The organism is Curtobacterium sp. LFS084, assembly GCF_047977705.1.
In the GTDB taxonomy this organism is placed as follows: Bacteria; Actinomycetota; Actinomycetes; order Actinomycetales; family Microbacteriaceae; genus Curtobacterium.
Genome location: NZ_JBFPFM010000003.1, coordinates 156,202 through 182,890, shown reverse-complemented (window position 1 = coordinate 182,890; position 26,689 = coordinate 156,202). Strand labels below are relative to the sequence as shown.

Below are 26,689 nucleotides of genomic sequence, written 5' to 3'. Positions count from 1 at the left end.
GGACGTGTGTGGGGCCGGGGTCGGCCGGGACGGGAGCGGCTCAGTCGACCGGGACGGGGTCGTGCACGTCGACGTAGACGTCGCCGTCGCGGACCTCGACCCGGAAGACCGGGACGGGCTCGTAGGCGGGGAAGTTCTGCGGCTTGCCGGTGGCCAGCGAGAACCGGGACCCGTGGGCCCAGCACTCGAGCGTGTCGCCCTCGACGAACCCCTCGGCCAGGGAGATGTCCCCGTGCGTGCAGGTGTCGCCGATCGCGTGCACGGTGCCGGCGGAGTCCTTCACGATGGCGACCGCGGTGCCGTCGACCACGGCACGCATCGGGCTGTCCACCTGGATGTCCGCCTCGGAGCAGACCTTCGTCGACATCAGGCGGACGCCTCCGGTGCCGCGTCGGCGATGACCGAGCGGCCCTCGGCGAGCTCCTGCTCGACGGCGGCGATGAGGCGTTCCTCGAGCTCGGGCGCGCCGATCTTCTGGATGACCTCGACGAGGAAGCCGAGCACGACGAGACGACGCGCCTCTTCCTCGGGGATCCCGCGGGACTGCAGGTAGAACAGCTGCTCGTCGTCGAAGCGGCCGGTCGCACTCGCGTGGCCGGCACCCTCGATGTTGCCCGTCTCGATCTCGAGGTTCGGGATGCTGTCCGCGCGCGTTCCGTCGGTGAGGACGAGGTTGCGGTTCTGCTCGTACGAGTCCGTGCCGTCACCGGCACGGCCGATGAGCACGTCGCCGATCCACACCGTGTGGGCGCCCTGGCCCTGCAGCGCGCCCTTGTAGTTGACCCGACCGCGCGTGTTGGGCGCGTCGTGGTTCACGTAGACCTGCTGCTCGATGTACTGGCCGGCGTCGGCGAAGTAGACGCCGTACATCTCGGTGTCGGCGCCCTGCGCCCCGAGGTGCGTCGACGGGTTCACGCGGACGACCGCGCCGCCGAGCGACACCACGACGTGCTTGAGGAAGGCGTCACGGCCGACCTCGGCGAAGTGGGTCGACACGTGCACGGCGTCGTCGTCCCAGTCCTGCAGGGTGACGACGGTCAGGCGCGCGCCGTCGCGGGCGACGATCTCGACGTTCTCGCTGAGGAGTGCCGAACCGCGGTTGTCGAGCACGACGATGCCCTGTGCGTGCGCCTCGGCCGTGATGACCGTGTGCGCCGCGCGGGGCTGCGTGCCGAAGTCCGAGCGGGTGATCGTGATGAACTCGTGCGCCTCGGTCGCCGTGACCGTGACGGCGAGCACGGCGTCACGCGCGGTCCATGCTGCGGCCGCGGCGCGGTCCTCGGGCAGGCCGGCCGTGCCGACACGCGGGTCGTCGCTGCGGACCCACTCGACGTCGGCACCGTCGGACTGGCGGGCGAGGAACGGGTACGCGGAGCCGTCGAGCCCGCCGTCGAGCAGCGGCTGGAGCTTCGTGAGGGGTGCGAACTTCCAGTTCACCTCACGCCCGGTGACGGTCGGGAACGCGTCGATGTCGCCGGACTGCGGGCGCTCCGAACGGGTCTGGACGGGGACCTTGGCGTCCGGGGCGTCCCAGCCGCCGTCGGTGTGCGCGCCGGCGCCGTGCTGGGCCGGAGCCTGGGCGGCCGCGGACGGCTCGATCGGCTGGTCGATGTGGGGAGGGGTGGTGCTGGACATCTAGCCGACGGATCCTTCCATGCTCATCTCGATGAGCTTGTTGAGTTCGAGTGCGTACTCCATCGGGAGCTCGCGGGCGATCGGCTCGATGAAGCCGCGGACGATCATCGCCATCGCCTCGTCCTCGGGCATGCCGCGCGACATGAGGTAGAACAGCTGCTCCTCGCTCACGCGGGAGACGGTGGCCTCGTGGCCGAGCTGGACGTCGTCGACGCGGATGTCGATCGCCGGGTAGGTGTCCGACCGGCTGATCGTGTCGACGAGCAGCGCGTCGCACCGGACGGTGTTCGCCGCGTGGTGCGCGTTCGGGTCGACCCGGACCTCGCCGCGGTACCCGGCACGACCGCCGCCGCGGGCGATCGACTTCGACACGATCGAGGACGTCGTGTACGGCGCCATGTGGATCATCTTCGCGCCGGCGTCCTGGTGCTGACCGGGACCGGCGAAGGCGACCGACAGGGTCTCGCCCTTGGCGTGCTCGCCCGCGAGGTAGATCGACGGGTACTTCATCGTCACCTTGGAGCCGATGTTGCCGTCGATCCACTCCATCGTGGCGCCCTCGTGGGCGATCGCACGCTTGGTCACGAGGTTGTAGACGTTGTTCGACCAGTTCTGGATCGTCGTGTAGCGCACGCGGGCGTTCTTCTTCACGATGATCTCGACGACGGCCGAGTGCAGGGAGTCCGACTTGTAGATCGGCGCCGTGCAGCCCTCGATGTAGTGGACGTAGGAGTCCTCGTCCGCGATGATCAGCGTCCGCTCGAACTGCCCCATGTTCTCGGTGTTGATGCGGAAGTACGCCTGCAGCGGGATCTCGACGTGCACGCCCTTCGGGACGTAGACGAACGAGCCGCCCGACCACACGGCCGTGTTCAGCGCGGCGAACTTGTTGTCGCCGGCCGGGATCACGGTGCCGAAGTACTCCTCGAAGATCTCGGGGTGCTCGCGGAGCGCGGTGTCGGTGTCCATGAAGATGACACCCTGCTGCTCGAGGTCCTCACGGATCTGGTGGTAGACGACCTCGGACTCGTACTGCGCGGCGACGCCGGCGACGAGGCGCTGGCGCTCGGCCTCGGGGATGCCGAGCTTCTCGTACGTGGCGCGGATGTCCTCGGGGAGGTCCTCCCACGACTGCGCCTGCTTCTCGGTGGAGCGCACGAAGTACTTGATGTTGTCGAAGTCGATGCCGGTCAGGTCGGCACCCCACGTCGGCATCGGCTTGCGACCGAACAGCTGCAGGCCCTTGAGGCGGTTCTTGAGCATCCACTCGGGCTCGCCCTTGAGGTTCGAGATGTCGGTCACGACCTCCTCGGAGATGCCGCGGCGCGCGGAGGCGCCGGCCGAGTCGGAGTCGGACCAGCCGAACTCGTATTGGCCGAGCCCTTCGAGCTCGGGACGGTCGATGAGCACGTCGGACATGGTCTCCTCGTTTCCTTCTCGCGGCAGCGTTCTGGGTGTCAACCCGTGGCGTCTGGACGCCATTCCACCGCAGACCGCCGACAGGCGGCCACGGTGTTGCTCCCTCGCAACGTCGATGGTTCCACGCAGTCCTGGACGTGAGCGGCGATCTCGGACCTTTCGGAGCCGGCGCCTGCCTAGACTTGACTGCTGCTGAACCCTCGAATCCTACAGGTTCACTGCACGGAACAACAGGAAGGCACCACGCTCGTGACTCGCGTCGCATCCCCCGCCGACCAGGACGTCCGCGATGCGCGGTGGTGGTCGCTCCCCCGTGTCGTCGACCAGCGCGTCGTCGTCCTCGCCTGGGCGTCGTTCGTCGTCGAGGTGATCCTGATCGGCACCGGCGGTCTCGTGCGCCTCACCGCGTCCGGCCTCGGCTGCCCGACCTGGCCGAAGTGCACGGCGGACTCGCTCGTCTCGACGCCCGAGATGGGCGTGCACGGCGTCATCGAGTTCGGCAACCGACTGCTGACCTTCGTGCTCGTCATCGTCGCCATCGCGATGTTCCTGCTCGTCGTCCGGATGCGCCGCACCCGCCCCGAGCTGTTCTGGCTCGCGTTCGCCCAGGGCGCAGCGATCCCGGTGCAGGCCGTGATCGGCGGCATGAGCGTCTGGACGAACCTCAACCCCTTCGTCGTCGGACTGCACTTCGTGGTCTCGGCCGCGCTCACCTCCGTCACCGCCGCACTGGTCTACCGCGCGATGCGGGGCCCGCGCACCGGCGAGCGACTCGTCCCCGGCTGGTACACGGGCGTCGTCCGCGGCACGATCGCGGCCGTCGTCGTCACGGTGCTCGTCGGAATCCTCACCACGGGCAGCGGCCCGCACGCCGGAGCGGACGAGGCCGTCGACGGCGGCCGGCTGCACCGTACGGGCTTCGACCCGGCCGTGATGGAGCACCTGCACGCGGTGCCCGCCTACGTCCTGTTCGCGCTGACGCTCGTACTCGTCGTCGGTGCGGTCCGCCTGCGCCTGTCCAGCAAGTGGGCGCTGCTGCTCCTCGTCGTCGAGTTCGTCCAGATCGCCGTGGGGCTCACCCAGGCGCGCACGGGCCTGCCGGTCGGCCTGGTCGGGACGCACATGGTCCTCGCGGGGCTGCTGGTCGGCGCGATGACCGTCGTCACGCTCTCGACGCGCGGCACCGCCGGTCGCCAGGCCGTCCGCGAGCCGCTCGCGGGCTGACGCGCAGCGCACCGCACGCGGTCAATGACGCCCCACGAGTCGGATCGACTCGTGGGGCGTCGTTCGTTGCGCACGCATCCGATCAGGGCAGCACGGTGCGGTCATCGTCACCCCGTGACGGCCTGGAGGCGCGGTGCGGGCCCCACCGCGCCTCCCGGCCGTCGGTGGGTCGCGTCGACCACCGCACGTCGCGGCGTGCGCCCTGCCGGGCCGGACTCGGCCAGGGGCGAGTCGGGGCGACATCGTCGACGTCGTACGACAGCGACCTTGTCGCTCCACGTCGGCCGCACGACGACACCACCGCCCGCGCACGCACGCAACGAGCGACAACGTCGACGTCGTACGACAGCGACCTCGTCGCTCCACGTCGGCCGCACGACGACACCACCGCGCGCGCACGCAAGAAGCGACAACGTCGACGTCGTACGACAGCGGCCTTGTCGCTCCACGTCGGCCGCACGACGACACCGCCGCGCGAGCGCAACGAGCGACAACGTCGACGTCGTACGACAGCGGCCTTGTCGCTCCACGTCGGCTGCACGACGACACCACCGCGCGCGCGCAACGAGCGACAACGTCGACGTCGCACGACAGCGGTCTCGTCGCTCCACGTCGGCCGCACGACGACACCACCGCGCGCGCACCCGCAGCGGCGCTAGCGCGACCGAGCCTGCGCGACCGGCCCCCGCCCGCCCCGGGTCCGGCCCCGGCCCCGCCCCGCCAGCCCCGGGCTAGAAGGTGAAGACCTGCGGGAGCAGCGGGTCGATGCCCACCGCGATGAAGAGCAGCGTCAGGTACGTGATCGAGCTGTGGAAGACCCGCATCGGCTGCACGTGCTCGACGTGCTGGATCGCCCGCGAGTACAGCCGGTGCGACTCGACGACGAACCAGATGCCACCGGCCAACGCGACGACCGTGTAGAGCGGTCCCATGTGCGCCACGGGGACGAGCAGCAGCGAGCAGACGAGCGTCGCCCACGCGTACAGGACGACCTGCAGCCCGACGACGGTGCGCCCGCGGACCACGGCGAGCATCGGCACGTCGGCGGCGTCGTAGTCGTCGCGGTACTTCATCGACAACGGCCAGTAGTGCGGCGGCGTCCAGAGGAAGATCACCATGAAGAGGATGACCGGCGCCCAGCTCAGCGACCCGGTGACGCCCGCCCAGCCGATCAGCACCGGCATGCAGCCGGCCGAGCCGCCCCACACGATGTTCTGCGGCGTGCGGCGCTTGAGCCACAGCGTGTAGAGGAACACGTAGATGAGGATCGCGATGACGCTCAGCGCAGCGGCGAGCCAGTTCACCAGGAAGCCGAGGACGGCCGTCGACAGGATGCCGAGCACCCACGAGAACACGAGGGCCTCGCGGTCGGAGAGCTCACCGGTGACGAGCGGGCGGGTGCTCGTCCGCTTCATGAGGCGGTCGATGTCGCGGTCGATGTAGCAGTTGAAGGCCGAGGCGGACCCGGCGGACATGGCACCACCGAGCATCGTCCAGAACACGAGCCACAGGTCCGGCACCCCGCGCGCGGCGAGGAACATCGTCGGTGCCGTCGTGACGAGCAGCAGCTCCATGACCCGCGGCTTCGTCAGCGAGACGTACGCGCGCACCTTGCGGGACAGCGTCGAGCGGGGTCGATCGGTGTCGGGCCGGGTCACGGTGGCAGTCGGCAAGGGAACCTCAGTCTGTTCGCGTCAGCTCGCACGCTCGGTGGACGGCTCCGTCGTCGTCGGGGCGTGCGTCGGCCCGGAATGCTCACGGGTCTCCGACAGTTTACGTGATCGAGGCGCTGCGACGATGCCCCGCCCCGCCATCCGGACCGAAGTCGCCCACCGACACGCCCGGCCGACGGCGGGTCCCCGTGGCGACGAGTGAACAACCGGCGTCACCTGAACCCCTTCTGAGTGCATGGTCACTATGCTGGAGACGCCCTCCCGCAGTGCGTGCCCCGATGACGTCGGCCGCGAAGAGCCGGTCGGCCGCCGCGAGACGGCGACCTGACGAAGGCCCCGGGATGGCGATCATGTCCGTGCGATGGCACGAGCCCTCGCACATGTCGCATCAAGAAGGGTCAACATCCAAGTGGCTGAATTCACCTGGGACGCCATCGACAGGAAGGCCGTCGACACGGCCCGCGTACTCGCCGCCGACTCGGTCGAGGCCGCCGGCAACGGTCACCCCGGCACCGCGATGAGCCTCGCGCCGGTCGCCCACCTCCTCTTCCAGAAGGTGATGCGTCGCGACCCCAGCGACTCCACCTGGATCGGCCGCGACCGCTTCATCCTCTCTGCGGGCCACGCCTCGATCCTGCAGTACGTGCAGTTCTACCTGCACGGCTACGGCCTCGAGCTCGAGGACCTCCAGCACCTGCGCAAGTGGGGCTCGAAGACCCCGGGTCACCCGGAGTACGGCCACACCGACGGTGTCGAGATCACCACCGGCCCGCTCGGCCAGGGCCTCGCGTCCGCCGTGGGCTTCGGCTACGCGCAGCGCTTCGAGCGCGGTCTGTTCGACCCGGAGACCGCCGACGGCCAGTCGCCGTTCGACCACTTCACCTACGTGATCGCCGGTGACGGCGACATGCAGGAAGGCGTCACGAACGAGGCCGCCAGCCTCGCCGGCCGCCAGCAGCTCGGTCGCCTGGTCGTCTTCTACGACTCGAACCAGATCTCGATCGAGGACGACACCGACATCGCGTTCTCCGAGGACGTCGCGGCCCGCTACGAGGCCCTCGGCTGGCACGTCCAGCACGTCGACTGGAAGAAGACCGGCGAGTACTCCGAGGACGTCGAGGAGCTGTACCGCGCCGTCGAGGCCGCCAAGGCCGAGACGACCAAGCCGTCGCTCATCGTCCTCAAGACGATCATCGGCTGGCCGTCGCCGACCAAGCAGAACTCCGGCAAGATCCACGGCTCCGCCCTCGGCGGCGAGGAGCTCAAGGGCCTCAAGGAGGTGCTCGGCTTCGACCCCGAGCAGACCTTCCACGTCGACCCCGAGGTGCTCGAGTACACCCGCGGCGCCGTCGCCAAGGGCCAGGCCGAGCACGCCGAGTGGCAGCAGACCTTCGACGCGTGGGCCGCGGCCAACCCGGAGAAGAAGACGCTCCTCGACCGCATCAACGCTGGCGAGCTCCCCGAGGGCCTCGAAGAGGCGCTCCCGGTCTTCCCGACCGAGAAGGCCGTCTCGACCCGCGCCGCCTCCGGCAAGGTCATCAACGCCATCGCGCCGCTCATGCCCGAGTTCTGGGGCGGTTCGGCCGACCTCGCCGAGTCGAACCTGACCACGATCGAGGGCGCCAAGTCCTTCGGTCCGGCCGAGGCGTCGACCAAGACGTGGAGCACCGACCCGTACGGCCGCGTGCTGCACTTCGGCATCCGCGAGCACGCGATGGGCTCGATCCTGTCCGGCATCGTCCTGCACGGGAACACCCGCCCCTTCGGCGGCACGTTCCTCATCTTCAGCGACTACATGCGTCCGGCAGTCCGTCTCGCCGCGCTCATGCAGGCGCCGGCGATCTACGTCTGGACGCACGACTCCGTCGCCCTCGGCGAGGACGGCCCGACGCACCAGCCGATCGAGCAGCTCAGCGCCCTCCGCGCGATCCCGGGTCTGGACGTCGTCCGCCCGGCCGACGCCAACGAGGTCGCCTACGCCTGGCTCGAGATGCTCAAGCACAAGGACCGCCCGGCCGGCATCGCGCTGAGCCGTCAGAACCTCCCCGTCTTCGAGCGTGGCGAGGGCGAGGCCTCGGGTGAGACCTTCGCCTCGGCGAAGAACGTCGCCAAGGGCGCGTACATCCTGGCCGAGGCGCCGAACGGCACCCCGGACGTGATCCTCATCGCGACCGGCTCCGAGGTCCAGATCGCCGTCGACGCGCGCGAGCAGCTCAAGGGCGAGGGCATCAACGCCCGCGTCGTGAGCGCCCCGTCGCTCGAGTGGTTCCGCGCACAGTCCGAGAACTACCAGGACCAGGTCCTGCCGAAGGACGTCACCGCTCGCGTGTCGGTCGAGGCCGGCATCGCGATGAGCTGGCGCGACATCGTCGGCGACAAGGGCCGCAGCGTCTCGATCGAGCACTTCGGTGCCTCGGCCGACTACCAGACGCTCTTCAAGGAGTTCGGCTTCACGACGGAGCACGTCGTGGCCGCCGCGAAGGAATCCCTCGCGGCTTCCTGACCCGACAGGGCCGGGTCCGGTTCGCCGGATCCGGCCCTTCTTCCGGGAGGCGCGGCTCGGCCCCGCCCCGCGCCTGCCGGTTCCCCGAGACCCCGACACCACGGCCCCCGTCGCCACCGCGACGACGGCCAGTCGATGAAAGAAGAAGAGAAACACATGGCTGAGAACACCCCCACCGCCGCCCTCTCCGCGGTCGGCGTGAGCATCTGGCTCGACGACCTGTCCCGCGAACTGCTGGAGACCGGCAAGCTCGAGTCCCTCATCGCCGAGAAGAACGTCGTCGGCGTCACGACCAACCCGACGATCTTCGCCTCGGCCCTCGCCAAGGGCGAGCGCTACGACGCGCAGGTCAAGGAGCTCGCGGCCGCCGGCACCGAGCTGACCGACGCGATCTTCGAGATCACCACGCAGGACGTCGCGAACGCGTCCGACATCTTCAAGCCGATCTACGACTCGACCAAGGGCTTCGACGGCCGCGTGTCGATCGAGGTCGAGCCCGGCCTCGCGCACGACACCCAGAAGACCATCGAGCAGGCCAAGTTCCTGTTCGACAAGGTCGGCCGCGAGAACGTGCTCATCAAGATCCCGGCGACCGTCGAGGGCCTCGAGGCCATCACCGAGGTCATCGCCGCCGGCATCTCGGTCAACGTCACCCTGATCTTCTCGCTCGAGCGCTACCGCGCCGTCATCGACGCCTACCTCGGTGGTCTCGAGAAGGCCAAGGCCGCCGGCCACGACCTCTCGAAGATCCACTCGGTCGCGTCCTTCTTCGTGTCGCGCGTCGACTCCGAGATCGACAAGCGTCTCGACGCCGTCGGCACGGACGAGGCGAAGGCCCTCAAGTCGAAGGCCGGCATCGCGAACGCCCAGCTCGCGTACCAGGTCTGGACCGAGGCGTTCGCCTCCGAGCGCGCCCTCGGCCTGCTCGAGGCCGGCGCGAACACCCAGCGCCCGCTGTGGGCGTCGACCGGTGTCAAGGACCCGTCGCTGCCGGACACGCTCTACGTGACCGAGCTCGCCGCGCCGAGCACCGTCAACACCATGCCGGGCAAGACCCTCGACGCCACGTTCGACCACGGCGAGATCCACGGCGACGCCATCGCCGGCTCGTTCGACGAGGCGCAGCAGGTCCTCGACCAGATCGCCGCCCAGGGCATCAGCTACGACGACGTCGTGGCGCTGCTCGAGCGTGAGGGCGTCGACAAGTTCATCGTCTCGTGGGGCGAGCTCGTCGACACCGTCAAGACCGCGCTCGAGGGCGCCAAGGAGTGACGGTCTCCATCGCCACCAGCGGTGACGCGGCGCGGGCCATCGACCAGGTGGTCCCGCGTCTCGTCACCGACCTGGTGGCGTCGGGCATCACGGCCCAGGACCCCGAGCTCTGGGGTCCGGACGCCGAGGCCGAGGCGTCGAAGCGCCTCGGCTGGGTGGAGGCCGTCTCGGTCTCCCGCCCGCTCGTCGCCGAGGTCGCTGCCCTCCGCGAGTCGCTCCGTGCCGAGGGGGTCGACCACGTCGTCCTCGCCGGCATGGGCGGCTCGTCGCTCGCACCGGAGGTCATCACCCGGACCGCCGGTGTGCCGCTCACGGTCCTCGACTCCACCGACCCGGCACAGGTCCGGGCCGCTGTGGAGCACCAGCTGGACCGCACCGTGCTCGTCGTCTCCTCGAAGTCGGGTTCGACGCTCGAGACCGACTCGCAGCGCCGTGTGTACGAGCAGGCCTTCCGCGACGCCGGCATCGACCCGGCGAAGCGGATCGTCGTCGTCACCGACCCGGGCTCTCCGCTCGAGGCCGCGGCCATCGACGCCGGGTACCGCGTGTTCACCGCCGACCCGAACGTGGGCGGCCGCTACTCCGCGCTGACCGCGTTCGGCCTCGTGCCGTCCGGCCTCGCGGGCGCCGACATCGCGGAACTCCTCGACGAGGCCGACGCGATCTCCGCGCTCCTCGCGGTCGACATCGACGAGAACCCGGGCCTCGTGCTCGGCGCCGTCCTCGGTGGCACCGCCCCGCTGCGCTCCACGATCGGCATCGTCGCGGACGGCACCCACATCGTCGGCTTCGGCGACTGGGTGGAGCAGCTGATCGCCGAGTCGACCGGCAAGAGCGGGCGCGGCCTGCTGCCCGTCGTGCTCGACGTCGACTCCCCCGAGGTGACGGCCGGTCTGCCCGACCTGCAGGTGATCCGACTCGTCGGGTCCCGCGAGGACGAGCGCCACGTCGCCGACGGCGAGGTGGAGATCACCGGGACGCTCGGCGGCCAGTTCCTCGTGTGGGAGTACGCCGTGGCCGTCGCCGGTCGACTGCTCGGCATCGACCCGTTCGACCAGCCCGACGTCGAAGCGGCGAAGTCCGCCGCCCGTGCGCTCCTGGACGACCGTCCGGCCCCGACCGTGCCCGCGTTCACCGAGGACGGCACCGCCGTCCACGCGACCGAGGGCCTGGCGGTCGGGACCACGCTCGCCGAAGCCGTGACGCGCCTCCTGGACCACGTCGGCCCGACCGGCTACCTGGCCGTGCAGGCGTACGTCGACCGGACCGCGAACCCGGCCCTCGCGTCGCTGCGCGACGACCTGGCGGCGCGCACCGGCCGACCGGTCACGTTCGGCTACGGACCGCGCTTCCTGCACTCGACCGGCCAGTACCACAAGGGCGGCCCGGCGAACGGTGTGTTCCTGCAGATCGTGGCCGACGAGCCCGACGACCTCGCCATCCCCGGCCGTCCGTTCACGTTCGGCCAGCTCATCCAGGCCCAGGCCGCCGGCGACGCGAGTGTCCTCGCGCAGCACGGCCGCCCGGTCCTGACCCTCACGACGACGGACGTCGCCGCTGCCACCGCAGCACTGACCGCCGTCGTCACCCTCTGACTCTCGAAGGAGTTCACCGACTCATGTCACCGGTGGCAATCACCCCGGAGCACAACCCGCTCCGGCTGCCGACGGATCGTCGACTGAACCGGATCGCGGGACCCAGCACCCTCATCATCTTCGGCGTGACGGGCGACCTGTCCCGCAAGAAGCTGATGCCCGCGGTCTACGACCTGGCGAACCGAGGGCTCCTGCCCCCGGGGTTCGCCCTCGTCGGGTTCGCTCGGCGTGACTGGGAGGACCAAGACTTCTCCCAGCTCGTCCACGACGCGGTCCAGGAGCACTCGCGCACCCCGTTCGACGAGGACGTCTGGCGTCAGCTCGAACAGGGCATCCGGTTCGTCCAGGGATCGTTCGACGACCCCGAGGCGTTCCGCGAGCTCAAGCGCACCGTCGACACGCTCGACGCGGAGCGCGGGACGCTCGGCAACCACGCGTTCTACCTGTCCATCCCGCCGAAGATGTTCCCCGTGGTCACCGAGCAGCTCAAGCTGTCCGGCCTGACCGAGAGGCGCGAGGACTCGTGGAGCCGCGTGGTCGTCGAGAAGCCCTTCGGCTCCGACCTCCGCACGGCCCGCGAGCTGAACGCGATCGTCGAGAGCGTCTTCGCGCCGGACGACGTGTTCCGCATCGACCACTACCTCGGCAAGGAGACCGTCCAGAACCTCCTGACGCTCCGGTTCGCGAACCAGATGTACGAACCCATCTGGAACTCGAACTACGTCGACCACGTGCAGATCACGATGGCCGAGGACATCGGCGTCGCCGGGCGTGCCGCGTACTACGACGGCATCGGTGCGGCGCGCGACGTCATCCAGAACCACCTGCTGCAGCTCCTCGCGCTCACCGCGATGGAGGAGCCGGTCTCGTTCAAGGCCGCGGACCTCCGCGCCGAGAAGGAGAAGGTGCTCTCGGCGGTGCGCCTGCCCGAGGACCTGTCGACCGCCACCGCCCGCGGGCAGTACGCCGGCGGCTGGCAGGGCGGCGAGAAGGTGCTCGGCTTCCTCGAGGAAGCGGGCATGGACCCCGAGTCCGGCACCGAGACGTACGCGGCGATCAAGCTCGACATCGCGACCCGTCGGTGGCAGGGCGTCCCGTTCTACCTCCGCGCGGGCAAGCGGCTCGGTCGCCGCGTGACCGAGATCGCGATCGTCTTCAAGCGCGTCCCCGAGGACGTCTACGGCAACTCGCAGTCCCCGCTCGGTCAGAACGCGCTCGTCATCCGTGTGCAGCCGGACGAGGGCGTCACGCTCCGGTTCGGCTCGAAGGTCCCCGGCGTCGGCACCCAGGTGCGTGACGTGACGATGGACTTCGGGTACGGCCACGCGTTCACCGAGGCCTCGCCCGAGGCGTACGAGCGACTCATCCTCGACGTGCTCCTCGGCGACCCGCCCCTGTTCCCCCGTCACCAAGAGGTGGAACTGTCGTGGAAGATCCTCGACCCGATCGAGGAGTTCTGGGCCACGCAGGGCCAGCCCGAGCAGTACCGTCCCGGCACGTGGGGTCCGGCGTCCGCCGACGCCCTGCTCGCCCGCGACGGCCGGACCTGGAGGCGTCCATGAAGATCGACCTGCCGAACACCACGGTCTCGAAGATCCAGAAGAAGCTCGTCCACATCCGCGAGGAGGGCGGCGCCGTCGCCCTCGGTCGTGTCCTGACGCTCATCATCTCGACGGCCCTCGGCCACGAGGAAGAGGCGATCGAGGCCGCGAACGAGGCGTCGCGCGAGCACCCGATGCGCGTCATCATCGTGTCGAAGAACGACGGTGACACCAAGTCGCCGGGTCGCCTCGACGCGCAGATCCGGGTCGGGAGCGACGCCGGGGCGAGCGAGGTCATCGTCCTCCGCGCCTACGGCGAGACCGCGACCGACGAGGAGAGCCTCGTCACGGGGCTCCTGCTGCCGGACGCGCCCGTCGTGGCGTGGTGGCCGCAGACCGCTCCGGAGCAGCCCTCCGCCTCGGCCCTCGGCCGCATCGCCCAGCGCCGCATCACCGACGCGGCCGCGCAGAAGGACCCGAACGGTGCGATCGAGGCCCTCGGTGCCTCGTACGTGCCGGGCGACACGGACTTCGCGTGGACCCGCCTGACCCTGTGGCGGAACCAGCTCGCCGCGGCGCTCGACCAGCCGCCGTACGAGCCGATCACCGCCGTCGAGGTCTCGGGTGCGTACGACAGCCCGTCGACGATCATGCTCGCCGCGTGGCTGCAGCTGCAGCTCGAGGTGCCGGTCGCCGTCGTCACCTCGCCGCGTGCGACCGGCTCGAGCGGCATCCACGGCGTCAAGCTCGTCCGCGAGTCCGGCGCGATCGAGCTCGAGCGGTCCCTGGTGGACGTCGCGACGCTCTCGATGCCCGGACAGCCGACGCACGACCTGTCGCTGCCGCGCCGCAACCTGCGCGACTGCCTGGCCGAGGAACTCCGTAGACTCGACCCGGACGTCCTCTTCGGAGACGTCGTCAAGCACGGGGTCCCCCAGCTGCGCGAGTCGATCGCCGGCTGAGCAAGCCCCACACGACCGGTCGGACCGGCCGTCGCTCGTCCAGCGCGAGCGGCGGCCGGACCGGACGGCCGGACCGAAGGTGGTCGCACGACCGTTCGACCACCACGAACACGGGAGTCACGTGACCAACGAACGGCGGGTGCTGGTGCACCCGGACAAGCAGGCCCTCGGCGCTTCGGTCGCCGCACGCTTCATCACGAAGATCATCGACGTGCTCGACGAGCAGGAGCGCGCGGACATCGCCATCAGCGGTGGCTCGGTCTCGTCGCTCGTCCTCGCAGCGATCGGCCAGTCGCCGGCGCGTGAGAGCGTCGACTGGTCGAAGGTGCACGTGTGGTGGGTCGACGAGCGCTGGGTACCGGCGGGTGACGCCGATCGCAACATCACCGGCACGCAGACGGACTTCTTCGACCACGTCGACATCCCGGCGTCGAACATCCACCCGATCGCCGCCTCCGACGAGGGACTCTCGATCGAGGAGGCGGCGACGCGCTACGAGCAGGAACTGCACGCCGCCGCGCCGGACGACGCGATCGCGCCCCGGTTCGACATCACGCTCCTCGGCGTCGGCCCCGACGGCCACACCGCCTCGCTCTTCCCGGAGTTCCCGCAGCTCACCGTCACCGACCGCGTCGTGCTGCCGGTCGACGACTCCCCCAAGCCGCCGCCGCAGCGCCTGACCCTCACCTACCCGGCGATCAACGCGTCGCAGCGGGTCTGGGTCATCCTGTCCGGAGCCGAGAAGGCCTCGGTCCTCGGGCTCGCGCTCGCGGGTGCCTCGGTCGACGAGGTCCCGGTCGGTGGCGTGCAGGGTCGCAAGCGCACGGTGTTCTTCGTGGACCAGGACGCCGCTCGCGACGTCCCCGAGAACCTCATCGCGTCGACGTACTAGACGCGGTCCCCTGACGGACGGGAGGCCGCGGGCCCCCCGGCCCACCCCCACCCCCCCGGGGGGGGGGGCCGGCCCGCCGGCCCCCCCGCCTCCCGTCCGTTCGTGGGTGCGGCCCGTGCGGCCGGCCCGCCTCGTGGGGCTCGTGGGGTCGAGTGGGCGAAATACGTCCCGTTCGGCGTGCGCCGGCGGCGCATCCTGCCCGCTCACGGAACGCACGCGGCGTGTCCTGCCCGCTCGGGGCCCGCTCGGGGCCCGCTCGGGGCCCGCTCGGGGGCCGGTCGGCGCCCGCTCGGCGCCCGCGCGGCGCCGCTCGGCGCCCGCGCTGCACGTCCTGCGACCTCGGTCGCCCGCGGTCGGCGCCGGGCCGGTGGGCGCGCACCGCTGCCCACACGACGAAGGCCCCCGCACCGGATCGGTGCGGGAGCCTTCGGACGTCGTGTGCGACTACTTCGCGGTACCGCGACGCTGGCGGAGCTGCTGCAGCGCGTCCTCGAGGAGCTGGGCCGCCTCTTCTTCGGTGCGGCGCTCCTTCACGTACGCGAGGTGCGTCTTGTACGGCTCGGTCTTCGCGACGACGGGAGGGTTGTCCTTGTCGCGACCGGCCGGGAGCCCGGTCGACGGCGAGTCCACCGTCTCGGGGATCTCGTCATCGGGCAGGCCGGCGGCGAAGTACCGCACGACCTCGTTGCCGAGGGCGTCCCAGTACGAGATCGCCACACGCTCGGCCTGGACCCCGCGGTCCTGCTCCCCCATCGGACCCGCGCCGACGCGCGAACCCCGGATTGCACTGCCTCCGGTTGCCATGGATCAGCTCCCCGCCGTGAACTTGTTGATGAGACCGAGCACGATGATCGACACGATCCAGAGGAGACCGAGGATCACCGTGATGCGGTTGAGGTTTCGCTCGGCGACGCCGGACGCCCCGAGGTTGCTCGTCACGCCGCCGCCGAACATGTCGGAGAGGCCGCCACCGCGGCCCTTGTGCAGCAGGATGAGGAGCGTGAGCAGGAGGCTCGTTATCGCGAGCAGGACCTGCAGCACGACGGAGAGAATCGCCACGACGTACCTTTCGTGTCAGTCAGCCATCCGAGTATACCGGCCAGGTGGTCGGCCGAGGTGCCTCGGGCTGGGCGTGGCACAGGCCGGCCGCACCGTGGCGACCGGCCTGTGACCGGTGGATCAGAGTCCGACGTGCTGCCGGAAGCGCGCGATGGCCGCGAACTCCTGCACGTCGAGCGAGGCGCCGCCGACGAGCGCGCCGTCGATGTCGGGCTCGCGCAGGAAGCCGGCGATGTTGCCCGACTTCACCGAACCGCCGTAGAGGACGCGGGTCGCCGCAGCGGCCTCGTCCCCCCAGGCGGCGGCGATGCCACGGCGGATCGCCGCGCACTCGTCCTGCGCCTGCTCGGCGGTCGCGGCCTGGCCGGAGCCGATCGCCCAGACCGGCTCGTACGCCACGACGATCTCGGACGGCTGCACGGCGTCGAGGACGACCTGCAGCTGCTCGACCGGCACGACACCGGCTCCGCGCTCCTCGCGCTCCTCGCGCTGCTCACCCGTCTCGCCGACGCAGACCACCGGCACGAGGCCGTGCTTGACGGCGGCGGCGGTCTTCGCGGCGACCACCTCGTCGGTCTCACCGTGGACGGTGCGCCGCTCGGAGTGTCCGACGATGACGTACTGCGCGTCGAGCGCAGCCAGGAACGCACCCGACACGTCGCCGGTGTAGGCACCGGAGTCGTGCTGCGAGAGGTCCTGCGCGCCGAAGCGGATCGGGAGCTTGTCGGCCGAGATGAGCGTCTGCACGCTGCGGAGGTCGGTGAAGGGCGGGAACACCGCGACCTCGACGTCGTCGAAGTCGTGACGCGCGTCCTTCAGCGTCCAGGCGAGCTTCTGCACCGTGGCGATGGCCTGGAGGTGGTCCAGGTTCATCTTCCAGTTGCCGGCGATCAAGGGGGTGCGGTTCATGCTGCATCCTCCCCGGAGTTGCCGGCGATCAGCGGAGTACGGCTCATCGGGACCACCCCAGTGCTTCGAGACCGGGCAGCGACTTGCCCTCGAGGAACTCGAGGCTCGCTCCGCCACCGGTCGAGATGTGCCCGAACTGGTCGTCCGAGAACCCGAGCGACCGGACGGCCGCAGCGGAGTCGCCACCGCCGACCACACCGAGGCCGTCGACCTCGGTCAGGGCCGTGGCGACGGTCTTCGTGCCGGCGGCGAACGCCGGGAACTCGAACACGCCCATCGGGCCGTTCCAGAACACGGTCTTCGACGAGGACACCGCGGACGCGAACCGCGCCGCCGTCTCCGGGCCGATGTCGAGGCCGATGCCGTCCGCCCCGAAGGACGACGACTCGATCGCGTCGGCCGCCACCGTCTCGTGCGACGCGTCGGCCGCGAACCCGGACGCCACGACGACGTCCGTCGGCAGGTCGATCGTCACGCCGAGCTCCTTCGCCCGCGAGAGGTACTCGCGGACGACGTCGAGCTGGTCTTGCTCGAGCAGCGACTTCGCGACCCCGTGGCCCTGGGCCGCGAGGAACGTGAAGAGCATGCCGCCACCGATGCACAGGGTGTCGACCTGGGGCAGGAGGTGGTCGATCACGCCGAGCTTGTCGCTCACCTTGGACCCGCCGAGGACGACCGTGTACGGGCGCTCCGGGGAGGTGGTGAGGCGCTCGAGCACGCCGAGCTCGGCCTCGATGAGCGATCCCGCGGTCGACGGCAGTGCCGATGCGAGCTCGTAGACCGATGCCTGCTTGCGGTGCACGACCCCGAAGCCGTCGGAGACGAAGGCGTCGCCGAGGGCCGCGATGCGGTCCGCGAAGGCCTTCCGCACGTCGGCGTCCTTCGAGGTCTCCTCCGGGTTGAACCGGAGGTTCTCGAGCAGCAGGACGTCGCCGTCCTCGAGGTCCTCGGCGGCGGCGGTCGCCTCGTCGCCGACGGTCTCGCCGACGAACGTGACCGGCTTCCCGAGCAGCTCGGACAGCCGCTGGCCGACCGGTGCCAGCGAGAACTCCGGCTTCGGTTCGCCGTCCGGGCGACCGAGGTGGGAGATCACGATGACGCGGGCGCCCGCGGTGATCAGGGTGTCCAGGGTGGTCAGCGACGCCCGGACGCGGCCGTCGTCCGTGATCACGCCGTCCTTGAGCGGGACGTTGAGATCGCAGCGGACGACGACGCGCTTGCCGGCGAGGTCGCCGAGGTCCTCGAGGGTGCGGAGCGCCATGGGTTAGAGGCGCTCGCCCACGTACTCGGTGAGGTCGACGAGGCGGTTCGAGTAGCCCCACTCGTTGTCGTACCACGAGGTGATCTTCACGAGGCCGCCGATGACCTTGGTCAGGCCGGAGTCGTAGATCGAGGAGTGCGGGTCCGTGGTGATGTCGGTCGACACCAGCGGGTCCTCGCTGTAGAGCAGGATGCCCTTGAGGGGGCCTTCGGCGGCCTCCCTGTAGGCGGCGTTGATCTCGTCGACCGTGACCTCGGACTTGGTCTCGAGGGTGAGGTCGGTGATCGAACCGGTCGGGACCGGGACGCGGAGCGCGAAGCCGTCGAGCTTGCCGGCGAGCTCGGGCATGACCTGGCCGATGGCCTTGGCGGCACCGGTCGAGGTCGGCACGATGTTCAGCGCGGCGGCACGGGCACGACGCGGGTCCTTGTGCGGCCCGTCCTGCAGGTTCTGGTCGGCGGTGTAGGCGTGCACCGTCGTCATGAGGCCACGCTCGATGCCGAACTTGTCGTTGAACACCTTGGCGAGCGGCGCGAGGCTGTTCGTGGTGCAGGACGCGTTCGAGATGATGTTGTGGTTCGCCGGGTCGTACTGGTCCTCGTTCACGCCGAGCACGATGGTGACGTCGTCACCCGTGGCCGGGGCGGAGATGATGACCTTCTTGGCACCCGCGTCGATGTGCTTCTGCGCATCGGCGGCCTTGGTGAAGAAGCCGGTCGACTCGATGACGATGTCGACACCCAGCTCGCCCCAGGGGAGGTTGGCGGGGTCGCGCTCCGCGAGGACCTTGATCGCCTTGCCGTCGACGACGATGTTGTCGCCGTCGAGCTCGACGGACTTGCCGAGACGACCCGTGATCGAGTCGAACTTGAGCAGGTTCGCGAGGGCGGCGTTGTCGGTGAGGTCGTTCACGGCCACGATCTCGAGGTCGGAGCCCTTGGCGAGGGCCGCCCGGAAGAAGTTACGGCCGATGCGGCCGAAGCCGTTGATACCGATCTTGACGGTCAATGGATCTCCTGGTGGGTGTGGAGCGCCCAGGGGGCGCTGCTTTCGGAGTCGTGTGGCCCTTCGGGCCCACGTGTGGTGGACGATACGCCCCGTAACGTCGCCGTAACGACCCTAGCAGTCGGACACTGCGCGCCTGCGCGCGATGACGGTCCGTCCGGACGGTCGTGACGACCGCCCTGGACCACCCGCGAGACGGACGGGAGGGGGGGGGGGGGCCGGGGCCCCCCCCCCCCCCGCCCGCGCCGGGGCCGGCCCCCGGCCGGCCCCGCCGGGGGCCCCCGCCCCGCCCCCCCCCGGGCCCGGGGGGGGGGGGGGGGGCCGCGGGGCCCCCCCGCCTCCCGTCTCGGAACGTCTCGCGACCGCGATCAGGCCCCTTCGAGCTCCTCGGGGACACTCGCCTCGGTGCCGGGGATCCCGAGGTCCGACGCGCGCTTGTCGGCCATCGCGAGCAGGCGGCGGATGCGGCCGGCGATGGCGTCCTTCGTCATCGGCGGCTCGGCGTGCTGGCCGAGCTCGTCGAGCGACGCGTCGCGGTGCTCCAGACGGAGCGAGCCGGCGTACTTGAGGTGGTCCGGGACCTCGTCGCCGAGGATCTCGAGCGCACGCTCGACCCGGGCGCAGGCGGCGACGGCGGCCTGCGCCGAGCGGCGGAGGTTCGCGTCGTCGAAGTTGACGAGCCGGTTGGCGGTCGCGCGGACCTCGCGGCGCTGGCGCATCTCCTCCCAGTCGGCGGTGGTGCGCGCGGCACCCATCACGGTCAGCATCTGGCCGATGGCCTCGCCGTCGCGGATGACGACGCGGTGCACGCCCCGGACCTCGCGCCCCTTGGCGGCGATGCCGAGCCGCGACGCGGCGCCGACGAGCGCCATCGCGGCCTCGTTGCCCGGGCACGTGACCTCGAGCGCGGCCGCCCGACCGGGGTCGGTCAGCGAACCGGCGGCGAGGAACGCCCCGCGCCAGATCGCGGCGAGGTCCTCACGGTTGCCCGTGGTGAGGCGGTTCGGCAGCCCGCGGACCGGACGGCGACGGGCGTCCATGAGCCCCGTCTGCCGGGCGAGGGTCTCCCCCGCCTCGAGCACGCGCACGAGGTACCGGGTGCCACGACGGGCGGACGCGGACGACCCCACCGACGCCTCGCTCCGCACGCCGTACAGCTCGGCGAGGTCCTTGCGCACACGGTGCACGATGATCCGGGTGTCGAGTTCGACCTCGACCGCGATCCTGCCCGAGATGACGTGCAGGCCACCCGCGAACCGCAGGATGGTCGCGAGTTCGGCGGCGCGGACCGTGTTCCGGTTCACGACGACCCGGGCCAGTTCGTCCTTGACCTCGGCAGTCAACGGCACAGCATCATTCCTAACGTTTCTTCTGGTGGGGTCCGCGTGCCCGGCGCACGTCGTGTGGAGCGGCCGGAGGGACGGTCACTCTCGGCCGAGGTCTCGGTTCTTCACACGCACGGCGACGTCGGGCATCCCGCGGAGGAGGTTCGCCAGCTCGGCGACGATGGCGACCGAGCGGTGCTTGCCGCCGGTACAGCCGATGGCGATCGTAGCGTGTCTTTTGTTCTCGCGCTGGTACCCCTCGAACACCGGCTCGAGGACGTCGGCGTAGCGCTCGACGAACGAGCGGGCTCCGGGCTGCGCCAGGACGTAGTCGGAGACGGGTCGGTCGAGGCCCGTGTGCGGGCGGAGTTCCGGGACCCAGTACGGGTTCGGGAGGAACCGGACGTCGGCCACCATGTCGGCGTCCGCGGGCAGTCCGTACTTGAACCCGAAGCTCATCAGCGTCACCTGCACGCCGGTGAAGTGGTCCTCGGCGAACTGCTCGGTCACGGCGTTCGCGAGTTGGTGGATGTTCAGGTCGGACGTGTCGATGACGAGGTCCGATGCCTCGCGCAGTGCCGCGAGCCGACTGCGTTCGCGGCCGATGCCGTCGAGGAGCGTGTCCTCGCCCTGGAGCGGGTGGGGTCGCCGGACCTGCTCGAAGCGCCGCACCAGAACGGCGTCGGTGGCCTCGAGGAAGAGCACCCGGACCCGTGCCGACGCACTCTTGCGCACCTGTTCGACGGCCTGCTCGGGGTCGGTGAAGAACCGCCCGCCGCGGACGTCGACCACCGTGGCGATCTTCGGGATCTTCTCGCCGGCGCGGTCCGCGAGCTCGGTGAGCGGCGCGAGCATCTGCGTCGGGAGGTTGTCGACCACGTACCAGCCGAGGTCTTCGAGCGCCTTCCCCACCGTCGAACGACCGGCCCCGGACATGCCGGTGACGATGAGGATGTCGTGCTGCTGCGGCGATCGGGTCGGCGCTGGGTCGCTGTCGGTCATCTGGGAGTGGGCTCCGTCGTGGCGGCCCGGGCGCGTCGCCCGGGGAGGTCTCGGCTGCGGGACAAGGGTACCGCCCGGACGGGGGGCTCGGGGTGCGTCATCCGGTCGGGTGCGGTCGGTGCGGTGCGGTGCGATGCGTGCGGTCGGTGCGGTCCGTGCCGTCGGACCGGTCGGTGCGGTGCGTGGCGTTGGTCGGGCCCGACCGGTCCGTCCGGTGCGTGCGTCGTCCGTCCGGGAGGCGCGGTGCGCCTCATGCGGGCAGGTGCGGGCCGTCGTCGGTCACTTCGGGCAGGCGCGCCGTGCCGGGTGCGCTCGGCGCGTCCGCCATGGCGTCTCCGTCCACTCCGTCCGGTGCGCTCGTCGCCGGCGCGCTCGTCGGCGACCCGGCGTCGGCCGCTTCCGGCGCGCTCGTCGGCGACCCGGCGTCGGCCGCTTCCGGCGCGCTCGTGGGGGTCTGGGCGAGCTTGCTGACCACGGCCGCCGCCGTCGCCGGGCCGACGCCGTTCACCTCGCCGATCTCCGCCGCCGTGGCCTCGCGGAGCCGCGCCACCGATCCGAAGTGCTTCAGCAGGGCGTTCACGCGGGTGGGCCCGAGGCCGGGGATCTCGGACAGCCGCGACCGGACGTCGCGCTTGCGACGGGTCCGCTGGTGCGTGATCGCGAAGCGGTGCGCCTCGTCACGGATCCGTTGGATGAGGAACAGCGCCTCGGAGTTGCGCGGCAGGATCACCGGGAAGTCGTCGTCCGGCAGCCAGAGCTCCTCGAGCCGCTTCGCGATCCCGACGAGGGCGATGTCCCGCACGCCAGCCTCGTCCATCGCGCGCTTCGCCGCCTGCACCTGCGGTTGCCCGCCGTCGACGATCAGCAGCTGCGGCCGGTACGCGAAACGCTTGGTCGGCTTCGAGCCCTCGACCAGCTCGTCGCTCGTGACGTCGGGCACGTCCGGCAGTTCGGCGTCCTCGTCGAGGCGCGCGAGTCGCCGGGTCAGCACCTGGTACATGCTGTCGGTGTCGTCCGTGGTCTCGGCGATCGTGTACCGACGGTACTGGTCCTTGCGTGGCAGGCCGTCCTCGAACACGACCATCGACGCGACGACGTTCGTCCCCTGCAGGTGCGAGATGTCGTAGCATTCCATGCGGAGCGGTGCCTCGGTCATCCCGAGGGCGTCCTGGATGTCCGCCAGCGCCGCCGACCGGGTCGTGTAGTCGGCCGACCGCTTGGTCTTGTAGAGCATCAGCGCCTGCGCCGCGTTCTGCGCCGCCGTCCGGGCGAGCCCGGCACGGTCGCCACGCTGGGCGGTGCTGAGCTTCGTCCCACGGCCACCGCGGCGCTCGCTGAGCCACTGTTGCAGCGCGTCGGCGTCCTCGGGCAGCTCGGGCACGACCACCTCGCGCGGAGGCTCGTCGCCCGTCGCGTACTGCCCCTGCACGATCTGCTCGATGAGGTCGCCGGTCGAGATGTCGAGCTCCTTGTCCACCACCCACCCGCGTACACCGCGGATGCGCCCACCGCGGACCGAGAACAGCTGCACGGCCGCGGCGAGCTCGTCCTCGGAGATGCCGAACAGGTCGAGGTCGACCGAGTCGCGGAGCACGACCGCGGACTTCTCGAGCACTGCCTCGAGCGCGCCGACCTGGTCGCGGAACTTCGCCGCCTGCTCGTACTGCATCGCGTCGGCCGATGCGGCCATGCGCTGCCGGAGCTGGGTGATGACACGTCGGTCGTAGCTCGCCATGAAGCGGACGAACTCCTCGACCATCGCACGGTGCTCGGCGATCGTGACCTTCTGCGAGCACGGACCGCCGCACTTGCCGATCTGACCCGGGAAGCACGGCTTGCCGGTCTGCATCGCCTTCTTGTAGGACGAGTCCGAACAGGTGCGGATCGGGAAGACCTTGATCATCAGGTCGATCGTGTCGTGCACGGCCCAGATCTTCGGGTACGGCCCGAAGTACTTCGCGCCCTTGATCTTCCGGTTCCGGGTGACCATCACCCGAGGAGATTCCTCACCGAGGGTGATCGCCATGTACGGGTAGGACTTGTCGTCACGGAACTTGACGTTGAACGGCGGATCGAACTCCTTGATCCACGTGTACTCGAGCTGCAGCGCCTCGATCTCGGAGCCGACGGTGGTCCACTCGACGCTGCGTGCCGTGAGCACCATCCGCCGGGTGCGCTCGTGCAGCGTCGGCAGTGGGGCGAAGTAGTTGCTCAGCCGGGCACGGAGGTTCTTCGCCTTGCCGACGTAGAGCACCCGACCCGCTTCGTCACGCCAGCGGTAGACGCCCGGGTCGGTCGGGATCTCCCCCGCCTTCGGTCGCCAGGAGACGGTGTCCGCCACCTACCGCGCACCCGCCTTCTGCTTCGCCTTCGGACGCTTCTGCGTCGCGGTCCGGGCGCCGACGGCCTGCTCCTTGCCGACCCGCGCGTCCTGCGCGTCGAAGATCTCCTTGAGGAACACGCCGGTGTGGCTCTCGGGCACGTTCGCCACGTGCTCCGGCGTCCCGGTCGCGAGGACCGTGCCACCGCCCGAACCGCCTTCCGGCCCCATGTCGATGAGCCAGTCGGCCGACTTGATGACGTCGAGGTTGTGCTCGATCGTGATGACGGTGTTGCCCTTGTCGACGAGGCTCTGCAGCACGAGCAGGAGCTTCCGGACGTCCTCGAAGTGCAGACCGGTGGTCGGTTCGTCGAGCACGTAGACGGTGCGGCCGTTCGAGCGTCGCTGGAGCTCGGTCGCGAGCTTCACACGCTGCGCCTCACCGCCGGACAGGGTCGTCGCACTCTGGCCGAGGCGCACGTACCCGAGCCCGACATCGACCAGCGTCGCCATGTACCGGTGGATGGCGGAGATCGGCTCGAAGAACTCGGCCGCCTCGCTGATCGGCATGTCGAGGACCTCGGAGATGTCCTTGCCCTTGTAGTGCACCTGCAGCGTCTCGCGGTTGTAGCGGGCACCGCCACAGACCTCGCACGCGACGTAGACGTCCGGCAGGAAGTTCATCTCGATCTTGATCGTGCCGTCACCGGAGCAGTTCTCGCAGCGACCGCCCTTCACGTTGAAGCTGAAGCGACCGGGCTGGTAGCCACGCGCCTTCGCCTCGGGCGTCTCGGCGAAGAGCTGCCGGATGCGGTCGAAGACACCGGTGTAGGTCGCCGGGTTCGACCGCGGGGTCCGGCCGATCGGCGCCTGGTCGACGTGCACGACCTTGTCGAGCTGGTCGAGCCCCTTCACACGCGTGTGCTTCCCTGCGATGTGCCGTGCGCCGTTGAGCTGGTTGGCGAGCACCTTGTAGAGGATGTCGTTGACGAGCGTCGACTTGCCGGAGCCGCTCACCCCCGTGACCGCGGTGAAGACACCGAGCGGGAAGTCCGCGTCGATCGACTTGAGGTTGTTCGCCCGCGCACCCTGCACGCTGATCGTGCGCTTCAGGTTGACCTTCCGACGCTCGGCCGGCACCTCGATGGCGCGCCGACCGGCGAGGTAGTCGCCGGTGATCGAGTCGCGGTTCTCGATGATCCCCTCGTACGAACCGGAGTGCACGACGTTGCCGCCGTTCACACCGGCACCCGGACCGATGTCGACGACCCAGTCCGCCGTGCGGATGGTGTCCTCGTCGTGCTCGACGACGATGAGCGTGTTGCCGAGGTCCTTGAGCTTGACCAGGGTGTCGATGAGTCGGCGGTTGTCGCGCTGGTGCAGCCCGATGCTCGGCTCGTCGAGGACGTAGAGCACGCCCGTCAGACCGGAGCCGATCTGGGTCGCCAGGCGGATGCGCTGCGCCTCGCCACCGGAAAGACCACCGGCCCCGCGGGAGAGCGTCAGGTAGTTCAGACCGACCTCGAGCAGGAACTCGAGCCGCGCTCGGATCTCGCGCAGGACAGCCGCGGCGATGTGCGCCTCGCGCTCGGTCAACGTGAGGCTCTCCATGAAGCCGTAGGCGTTGTCGAGCGACATGTCCGTGACGTCAGCGATGGAACGGCCGTCGACCGTCACCGCCAGGACCTCGGGCTTCAGTCGCGTGCCGTCGCACACCGGGCAGGGCACCTCGCGCAGGTAGCCCTGGAAGCGCTGCCGCTGCGAGTCGGACTCGGCCTCGGCGAACTTGCGCTCGATGTACGGCATGACGCCCTCGAACCCGCTCGTGTACCGCATCTCGCGGCCGAACCGGTTGCGCCAGGAGACCGACACCTGGAAGTCCTTGCCCGTCAGGATCGCTGCCTGCACCGACGGGTCGAGGCTGCTCCACGGGGTGTCCAGGTCGAACCCGAGGTCCTTGCCGAGGCCCGCGAGGAGCTTCTCGAAGTACGAGTAGAGCCCGCTCGTCCCGGTCCACGGCAGCAGCACGCCGTCGCGCAGGGACGCCTCGGGGTCGCCGAGGACCAGGTCCGGGTCGACCGACATCCGGGTCCCGAGGCCGGAGCACTCGGGGCACGCACCGAACGGCGCGTTGAACGAGAAGGTCCGGGGCTCGATCTCGGTGAGCGCCAGCGGGTGGTTGTTCGGGCAGGACAGGTTCTCGGAGTACGTCCGGACCGCACCGGGCCCCTCGACGTCGACGAGGTCGATCGCGACCGTACCGTCGGTCAGCCGCAGTGCGGTCTCGAGCGAGTCGGTCAGACGCCCGAGGATGTCCTCGTTGGCGACGAGACGGTCCACGATCACCGAGATGTCGTGCTTGACCTGCTTCTTGAGCTTGGGCGGGTCGCTGAGCTGGATGCGCTCCCCGTCGACGATCGCGCGGGCGTAGCCGGACGCCGCGAGCTCCTGGAAGAGGTCGACGAACTCGCCCTTCTTCTTCGAGATCACGGGCGCGAGCACCTGGAAGCGCGTCCCCGACTCGAACTCCATGAGCTGATCGGCGATCTGCTGCACGCTCTGCTTGCTGATGACCTCGCCGCACACGGGGCAGTGCGGCACGCCGATGCGCGCCCAGAGCAGGCGCATGTAGTCGTAGACCTCGGTGATGGTGCCGACGGTCGACCGCGGGTTGCGGTTCGTCGACTTCTGGTCGATCGACACCGCGGGCGAGAGCCCCTCGATGAAGTCGACGTCCGGCCGGTCGACCTGGCCGAGGAACTGCCGGGCGTAGGCGGACAGCGACTCGACGTAGCGGCGCTGCCCCTCGGCGAAGATCGTGTCGAACGCGAGCGACGACTTGCCGGATCCGGACAGGCCCGTGAACACGACGAGCGAATCGCGTGGGATCTCGAGGTCGACGTCGCGCAGGTTGTGCACACGTGCACCACGGACGCTGAGCGTCGAGGTACTGTGCGGGGCCGTCCCGCCGGGGATGTGGAGGTCTGCGAGCTCGCCGAAGGCGTTCCGGCCCGACGTCGAGGTTCCGCGGTCAGAGGTGATGGTCATCGTCGTCGATTCTACGAAGCGGGACCGACATTCGGCCGCGATGG

Annotated in this window: 20 protein-coding genes; 7 read left to right on the top strand and 13 right to left on the bottom strand. The window is 70.2% G+C overall.

Translation table 11 applies throughout. The annotated features are described in order from the left end of the window. Window positions 1-40: 40 nt before the first annotated feature. The 3 genes from ACNQOV_RS03600 to sufB are packed head-to-tail and all read right to left on the bottom strand — an operon-like array spanning window position 41 to window position 3,054. Window positions 41-367 (bottom strand): non-heme iron oxygenase ferredoxin subunit, encoded by a 327-nt coding sequence (locus ACNQOV_RS03600; RefSeq protein WP_022906027.1) that lies wholly within the window; start codon window positions 365-367, stop codon window positions 41-43. Further along, window positions 367-1,635 carry a Fe-S cluster assembly protein SufD gene (gene sufD / locus ACNQOV_RS03595; protein ID WP_416393404.1) on the bottom strand — a complete coding sequence of 423 codons (1,269 nt, stop codon included), beginning with the start codon at window positions 1,633-1,635 and terminating at the stop codon, window positions 367-369. The genes ACNQOV_RS03600 and sufD overlap by 1 nt, the downstream gene beginning before the upstream one ends. After that, a complete protein-coding gene (gene sufB, locus ACNQOV_RS03590) occupies window positions 1,636-3,054 on the bottom strand; it encodes a Fe-S cluster assembly protein SufB (RefSeq protein ID WP_402263078.1) in 1,419 nt (472 codons plus the stop codon). A 249-nt stretch (window positions 3,055-3,303) separates the two neighbouring features. Between sufB and ACNQOV_RS03585 the strand changes: the two genes are divergently transcribed. Next, the gene (locus tag ACNQOV_RS03585; RefSeq protein WP_416393403.1) at window positions 3,304-4,278 is read left to right on the top strand and encodes a COX15/CtaA family protein; all 975 of its coding nucleotides are present in this window, start codon (window positions 3,304-3,306) and stop codon (window positions 4,276-4,278) included. Window positions 4,279-5,009: 731 nt separating this feature from the next. Here ACNQOV_RS03585 and ACNQOV_RS03580 read toward each other — a convergent pair. Then, a complete protein-coding gene (locus tag ACNQOV_RS03580) occupies window positions 5,010-5,936 on the bottom strand; it encodes a heme o synthase (RefSeq protein ID WP_022908200.1) in 927 nt (308 codons plus the stop codon). 424 nt (window positions 5,937-6,360) lie between these two features. On the opposite strand from ACNQOV_RS03580, the gene tkt reads away from it, so the two are divergent. The 6 genes from tkt (at window position 6,361) to pgl (ending at window position 14,716) form a co-directional block, all read left to right on the top strand. After that, window positions 6,361-8,454, top strand: coding sequence for a transketolase (tkt, locus tag ACNQOV_RS03575; RefSeq protein ID WP_416393402.1), 2,094 nt, complete (start codon window positions 6,361-6,363; stop codon window positions 8,452-8,454). Between the two features lie 156 nt (window positions 8,455-8,610). Beyond that, a complete protein-coding gene (tal, locus tag ACNQOV_RS03570) occupies window positions 8,611-9,726 on the top strand; it encodes a transaldolase (RefSeq protein ID WP_402263087.1) in 1,116 nt (371 codons plus the stop codon). Next, on the top strand, window positions 9,723-11,321 hold the full coding sequence (locus tag ACNQOV_RS03565; RefSeq protein WP_416393401.1) for a glucose-6-phosphate isomerase: 1,599 nt from the start codon (window positions 9,723-9,725) through the stop codon (window positions 11,319-11,321). Before tal ends, ACNQOV_RS03565 begins: the two co-directional genes overlap by 4 nt. A 23-nt stretch (window positions 11,322-11,344) precedes the next feature. Then, complete coding sequence (gene zwf, locus ACNQOV_RS03560) at window positions 11,345-12,883, top strand: glucose-6-phosphate dehydrogenase (RefSeq protein WP_416393400.1); 1,539 nt, start codon at window positions 11,345-11,347, stop codon at window positions 12,881-12,883. Then, window positions 12,880-13,824, top strand: a complete 945-nt coding sequence (locus ACNQOV_RS03555; RefSeq protein ID WP_402263092.1) for a glucose-6-phosphate dehydrogenase assembly protein OpcA — start codon at window positions 12,880-12,882, stop codon at window positions 13,822-13,824. Before zwf ends, ACNQOV_RS03555 begins: the two co-directional genes overlap by 4 nt. A 121-nt stretch (window positions 13,825-13,945) precedes the next feature. Further along, entirely contained in the window at window positions 13,946-14,716 is a 771-nt protein-coding gene (gene pgl / locus ACNQOV_RS03550; RefSeq protein ID WP_416393399.1) for a 6-phosphogluconolactonase, read from the top strand. A 444-nt stretch (window positions 14,717-15,160) separates the two neighbouring features. On the opposite strand, the gene ACNQOV_RS03545 is transcribed toward pgl, so the two are convergent. The 9 genes from ACNQOV_RS03545 to uvrA form a co-directional block, all read right to left on the bottom strand. Next, window positions 15,161-15,520: an RNA polymerase-binding protein RbpA gene (locus ACNQOV_RS03545; protein ID WP_402263098.1), complete on the bottom strand. Its 360-nt coding sequence runs from the start codon at window positions 15,518-15,520 to the stop codon at window positions 15,161-15,163. A gap of 3 nt (window positions 15,521-15,523) precedes the next feature. Then, window positions 15,524-15,775 carry a preprotein translocase subunit SecG gene (gene secG / locus ACNQOV_RS03540; protein ID WP_056124375.1) on the bottom strand — a complete coding sequence of 84 codons (252 nt, stop codon included), beginning with the start codon at window positions 15,773-15,775 and terminating at the stop codon, window positions 15,524-15,526. A gap of 120 nt (window positions 15,776-15,895) precedes the next feature. Next, the gene (gene tpiA, locus ACNQOV_RS03535) at window positions 15,896-16,684 is read right to left on the bottom strand and encodes a triose-phosphate isomerase (RefSeq protein WP_416393398.1); all 789 of its coding nucleotides are present in this window, start codon (window positions 16,682-16,684) and stop codon (window positions 15,896-15,898) included. A gap of 43 nt (window positions 16,685-16,727) precedes the next feature. Beyond that, a complete protein-coding gene (locus ACNQOV_RS03530) occupies window positions 16,728-17,945 on the bottom strand; it encodes a phosphoglycerate kinase (RefSeq protein WP_416393397.1) in 1,218 nt (405 codons plus the stop codon). 3 nt (window positions 17,946-17,948) lie between these two features. Then, window positions 17,949-18,953 carry a type I glyceraldehyde-3-phosphate dehydrogenase gene (gene gap, locus ACNQOV_RS03525; RefSeq protein WP_416393396.1) on the bottom strand — a complete coding sequence of 335 codons (1,005 nt, stop codon included), beginning with the start codon at window positions 18,951-18,953 and terminating at the stop codon, window positions 17,949-17,951. 365 nt (window positions 18,954-19,318) lie between these two features. Beyond that, a complete protein-coding gene (gene whiA, locus ACNQOV_RS03520) occupies window positions 19,319-20,299 on the bottom strand; it encodes a DNA-binding protein WhiA (protein WP_416393395.1) in 981 nt (326 codons plus the stop codon). Between the two features lie 75 nt (window positions 20,300-20,374). Then, window positions 20,375-21,277: an RNase adapter RapZ gene (rapZ, locus tag ACNQOV_RS03515; RefSeq protein ID WP_402263109.1), complete on the bottom strand. Its 903-nt coding sequence runs from the start codon at window positions 21,275-21,277 to the stop codon at window positions 20,375-20,377. Between the two features lie 250 nt (window positions 21,278-21,527). Continuing rightward, on the bottom strand, window positions 21,528-23,618 hold the full coding sequence (gene uvrC, locus ACNQOV_RS03510; RefSeq protein WP_416393394.1) for an excinuclease ABC subunit UvrC: 2,091 nt from the start codon (window positions 23,616-23,618) through the stop codon (window positions 21,528-21,530). Continuing rightward, a complete protein-coding gene (gene uvrA, locus ACNQOV_RS03505; protein WP_416393393.1) occupies window positions 23,619-26,645 on the bottom strand; it encodes an excinuclease ABC subunit UvrA in 3,027 nt (1,008 codons plus the stop codon). Window positions 26,646-26,689 lie beyond the last annotated feature (44 nt).

Coding starts and splice junctions, on each gene's coding strand:
- ACNQOV_RS03600 (WP_022906027.1), bottom strand. CDS start 367: ATGTCGACGAAGGTCTGCTCCGAGGCGGACATCCAGGTGGACAGCCCG.
- sufD (WP_416393404.1), bottom strand. CDS start 1,635: ATGTCCAGCACCACCCCTCCCCACATCGACCAGCCGATCGAGCCGTCC.
- sufB (WP_402263078.1), bottom strand. CDS start 3,054: ATGTCCGACGTGCTCATCGACCGTCCCGAGCTCGAAGGGCTCGGCCAA.
- tal (WP_402263087.1), top strand. CDS start 8,611: ATGGCTGAGAACACCCCCACCGCCGCCCTCTCCGCGGTCGGCGTGAGC.
- zwf (WP_416393400.1), top strand. CDS start 11,345: ATGTCACCGGTGGCAATCACCCCGGAGCACAACCCGCTCCGGCTGCCG.
- ACNQOV_RS03555 (WP_402263092.1), top strand. CDS start 12,880: ATGAAGATCGACCTGCCGAACACCACGGTCTCGAAGATCCAGAAGAAG.
- ACNQOV_RS03545 (WP_402263098.1), bottom strand. CDS start 15,520: ATGGCAACCGGAGGCAGTGCAATCCGGGGTTCGCGCGTCGGCGCGGGT.
- tpiA (WP_416393398.1), bottom strand. CDS start 16,684: ATGAACCGCACCCCCTTGATCGCCGGCAACTGGAAGATGAACCTGGAC.
- ACNQOV_RS03530 (WP_416393397.1), bottom strand. CDS start 17,945: ATGGCGCTCCGCACCCTCGAGGACCTCGGCGACCTCGCCGGCAAGCGC.
- rapZ (WP_402263109.1), bottom strand. CDS start 21,277: ATGACCGACAGCGACCCAGCGCCGACCCGATCGCCGCAGCAGCACGAC.
- uvrA (WP_416393393.1), bottom strand. CDS start 26,645: ATGACCATCACCTCTGACCGCGGAACCTCGACGTCGGGCCGGAACGCC.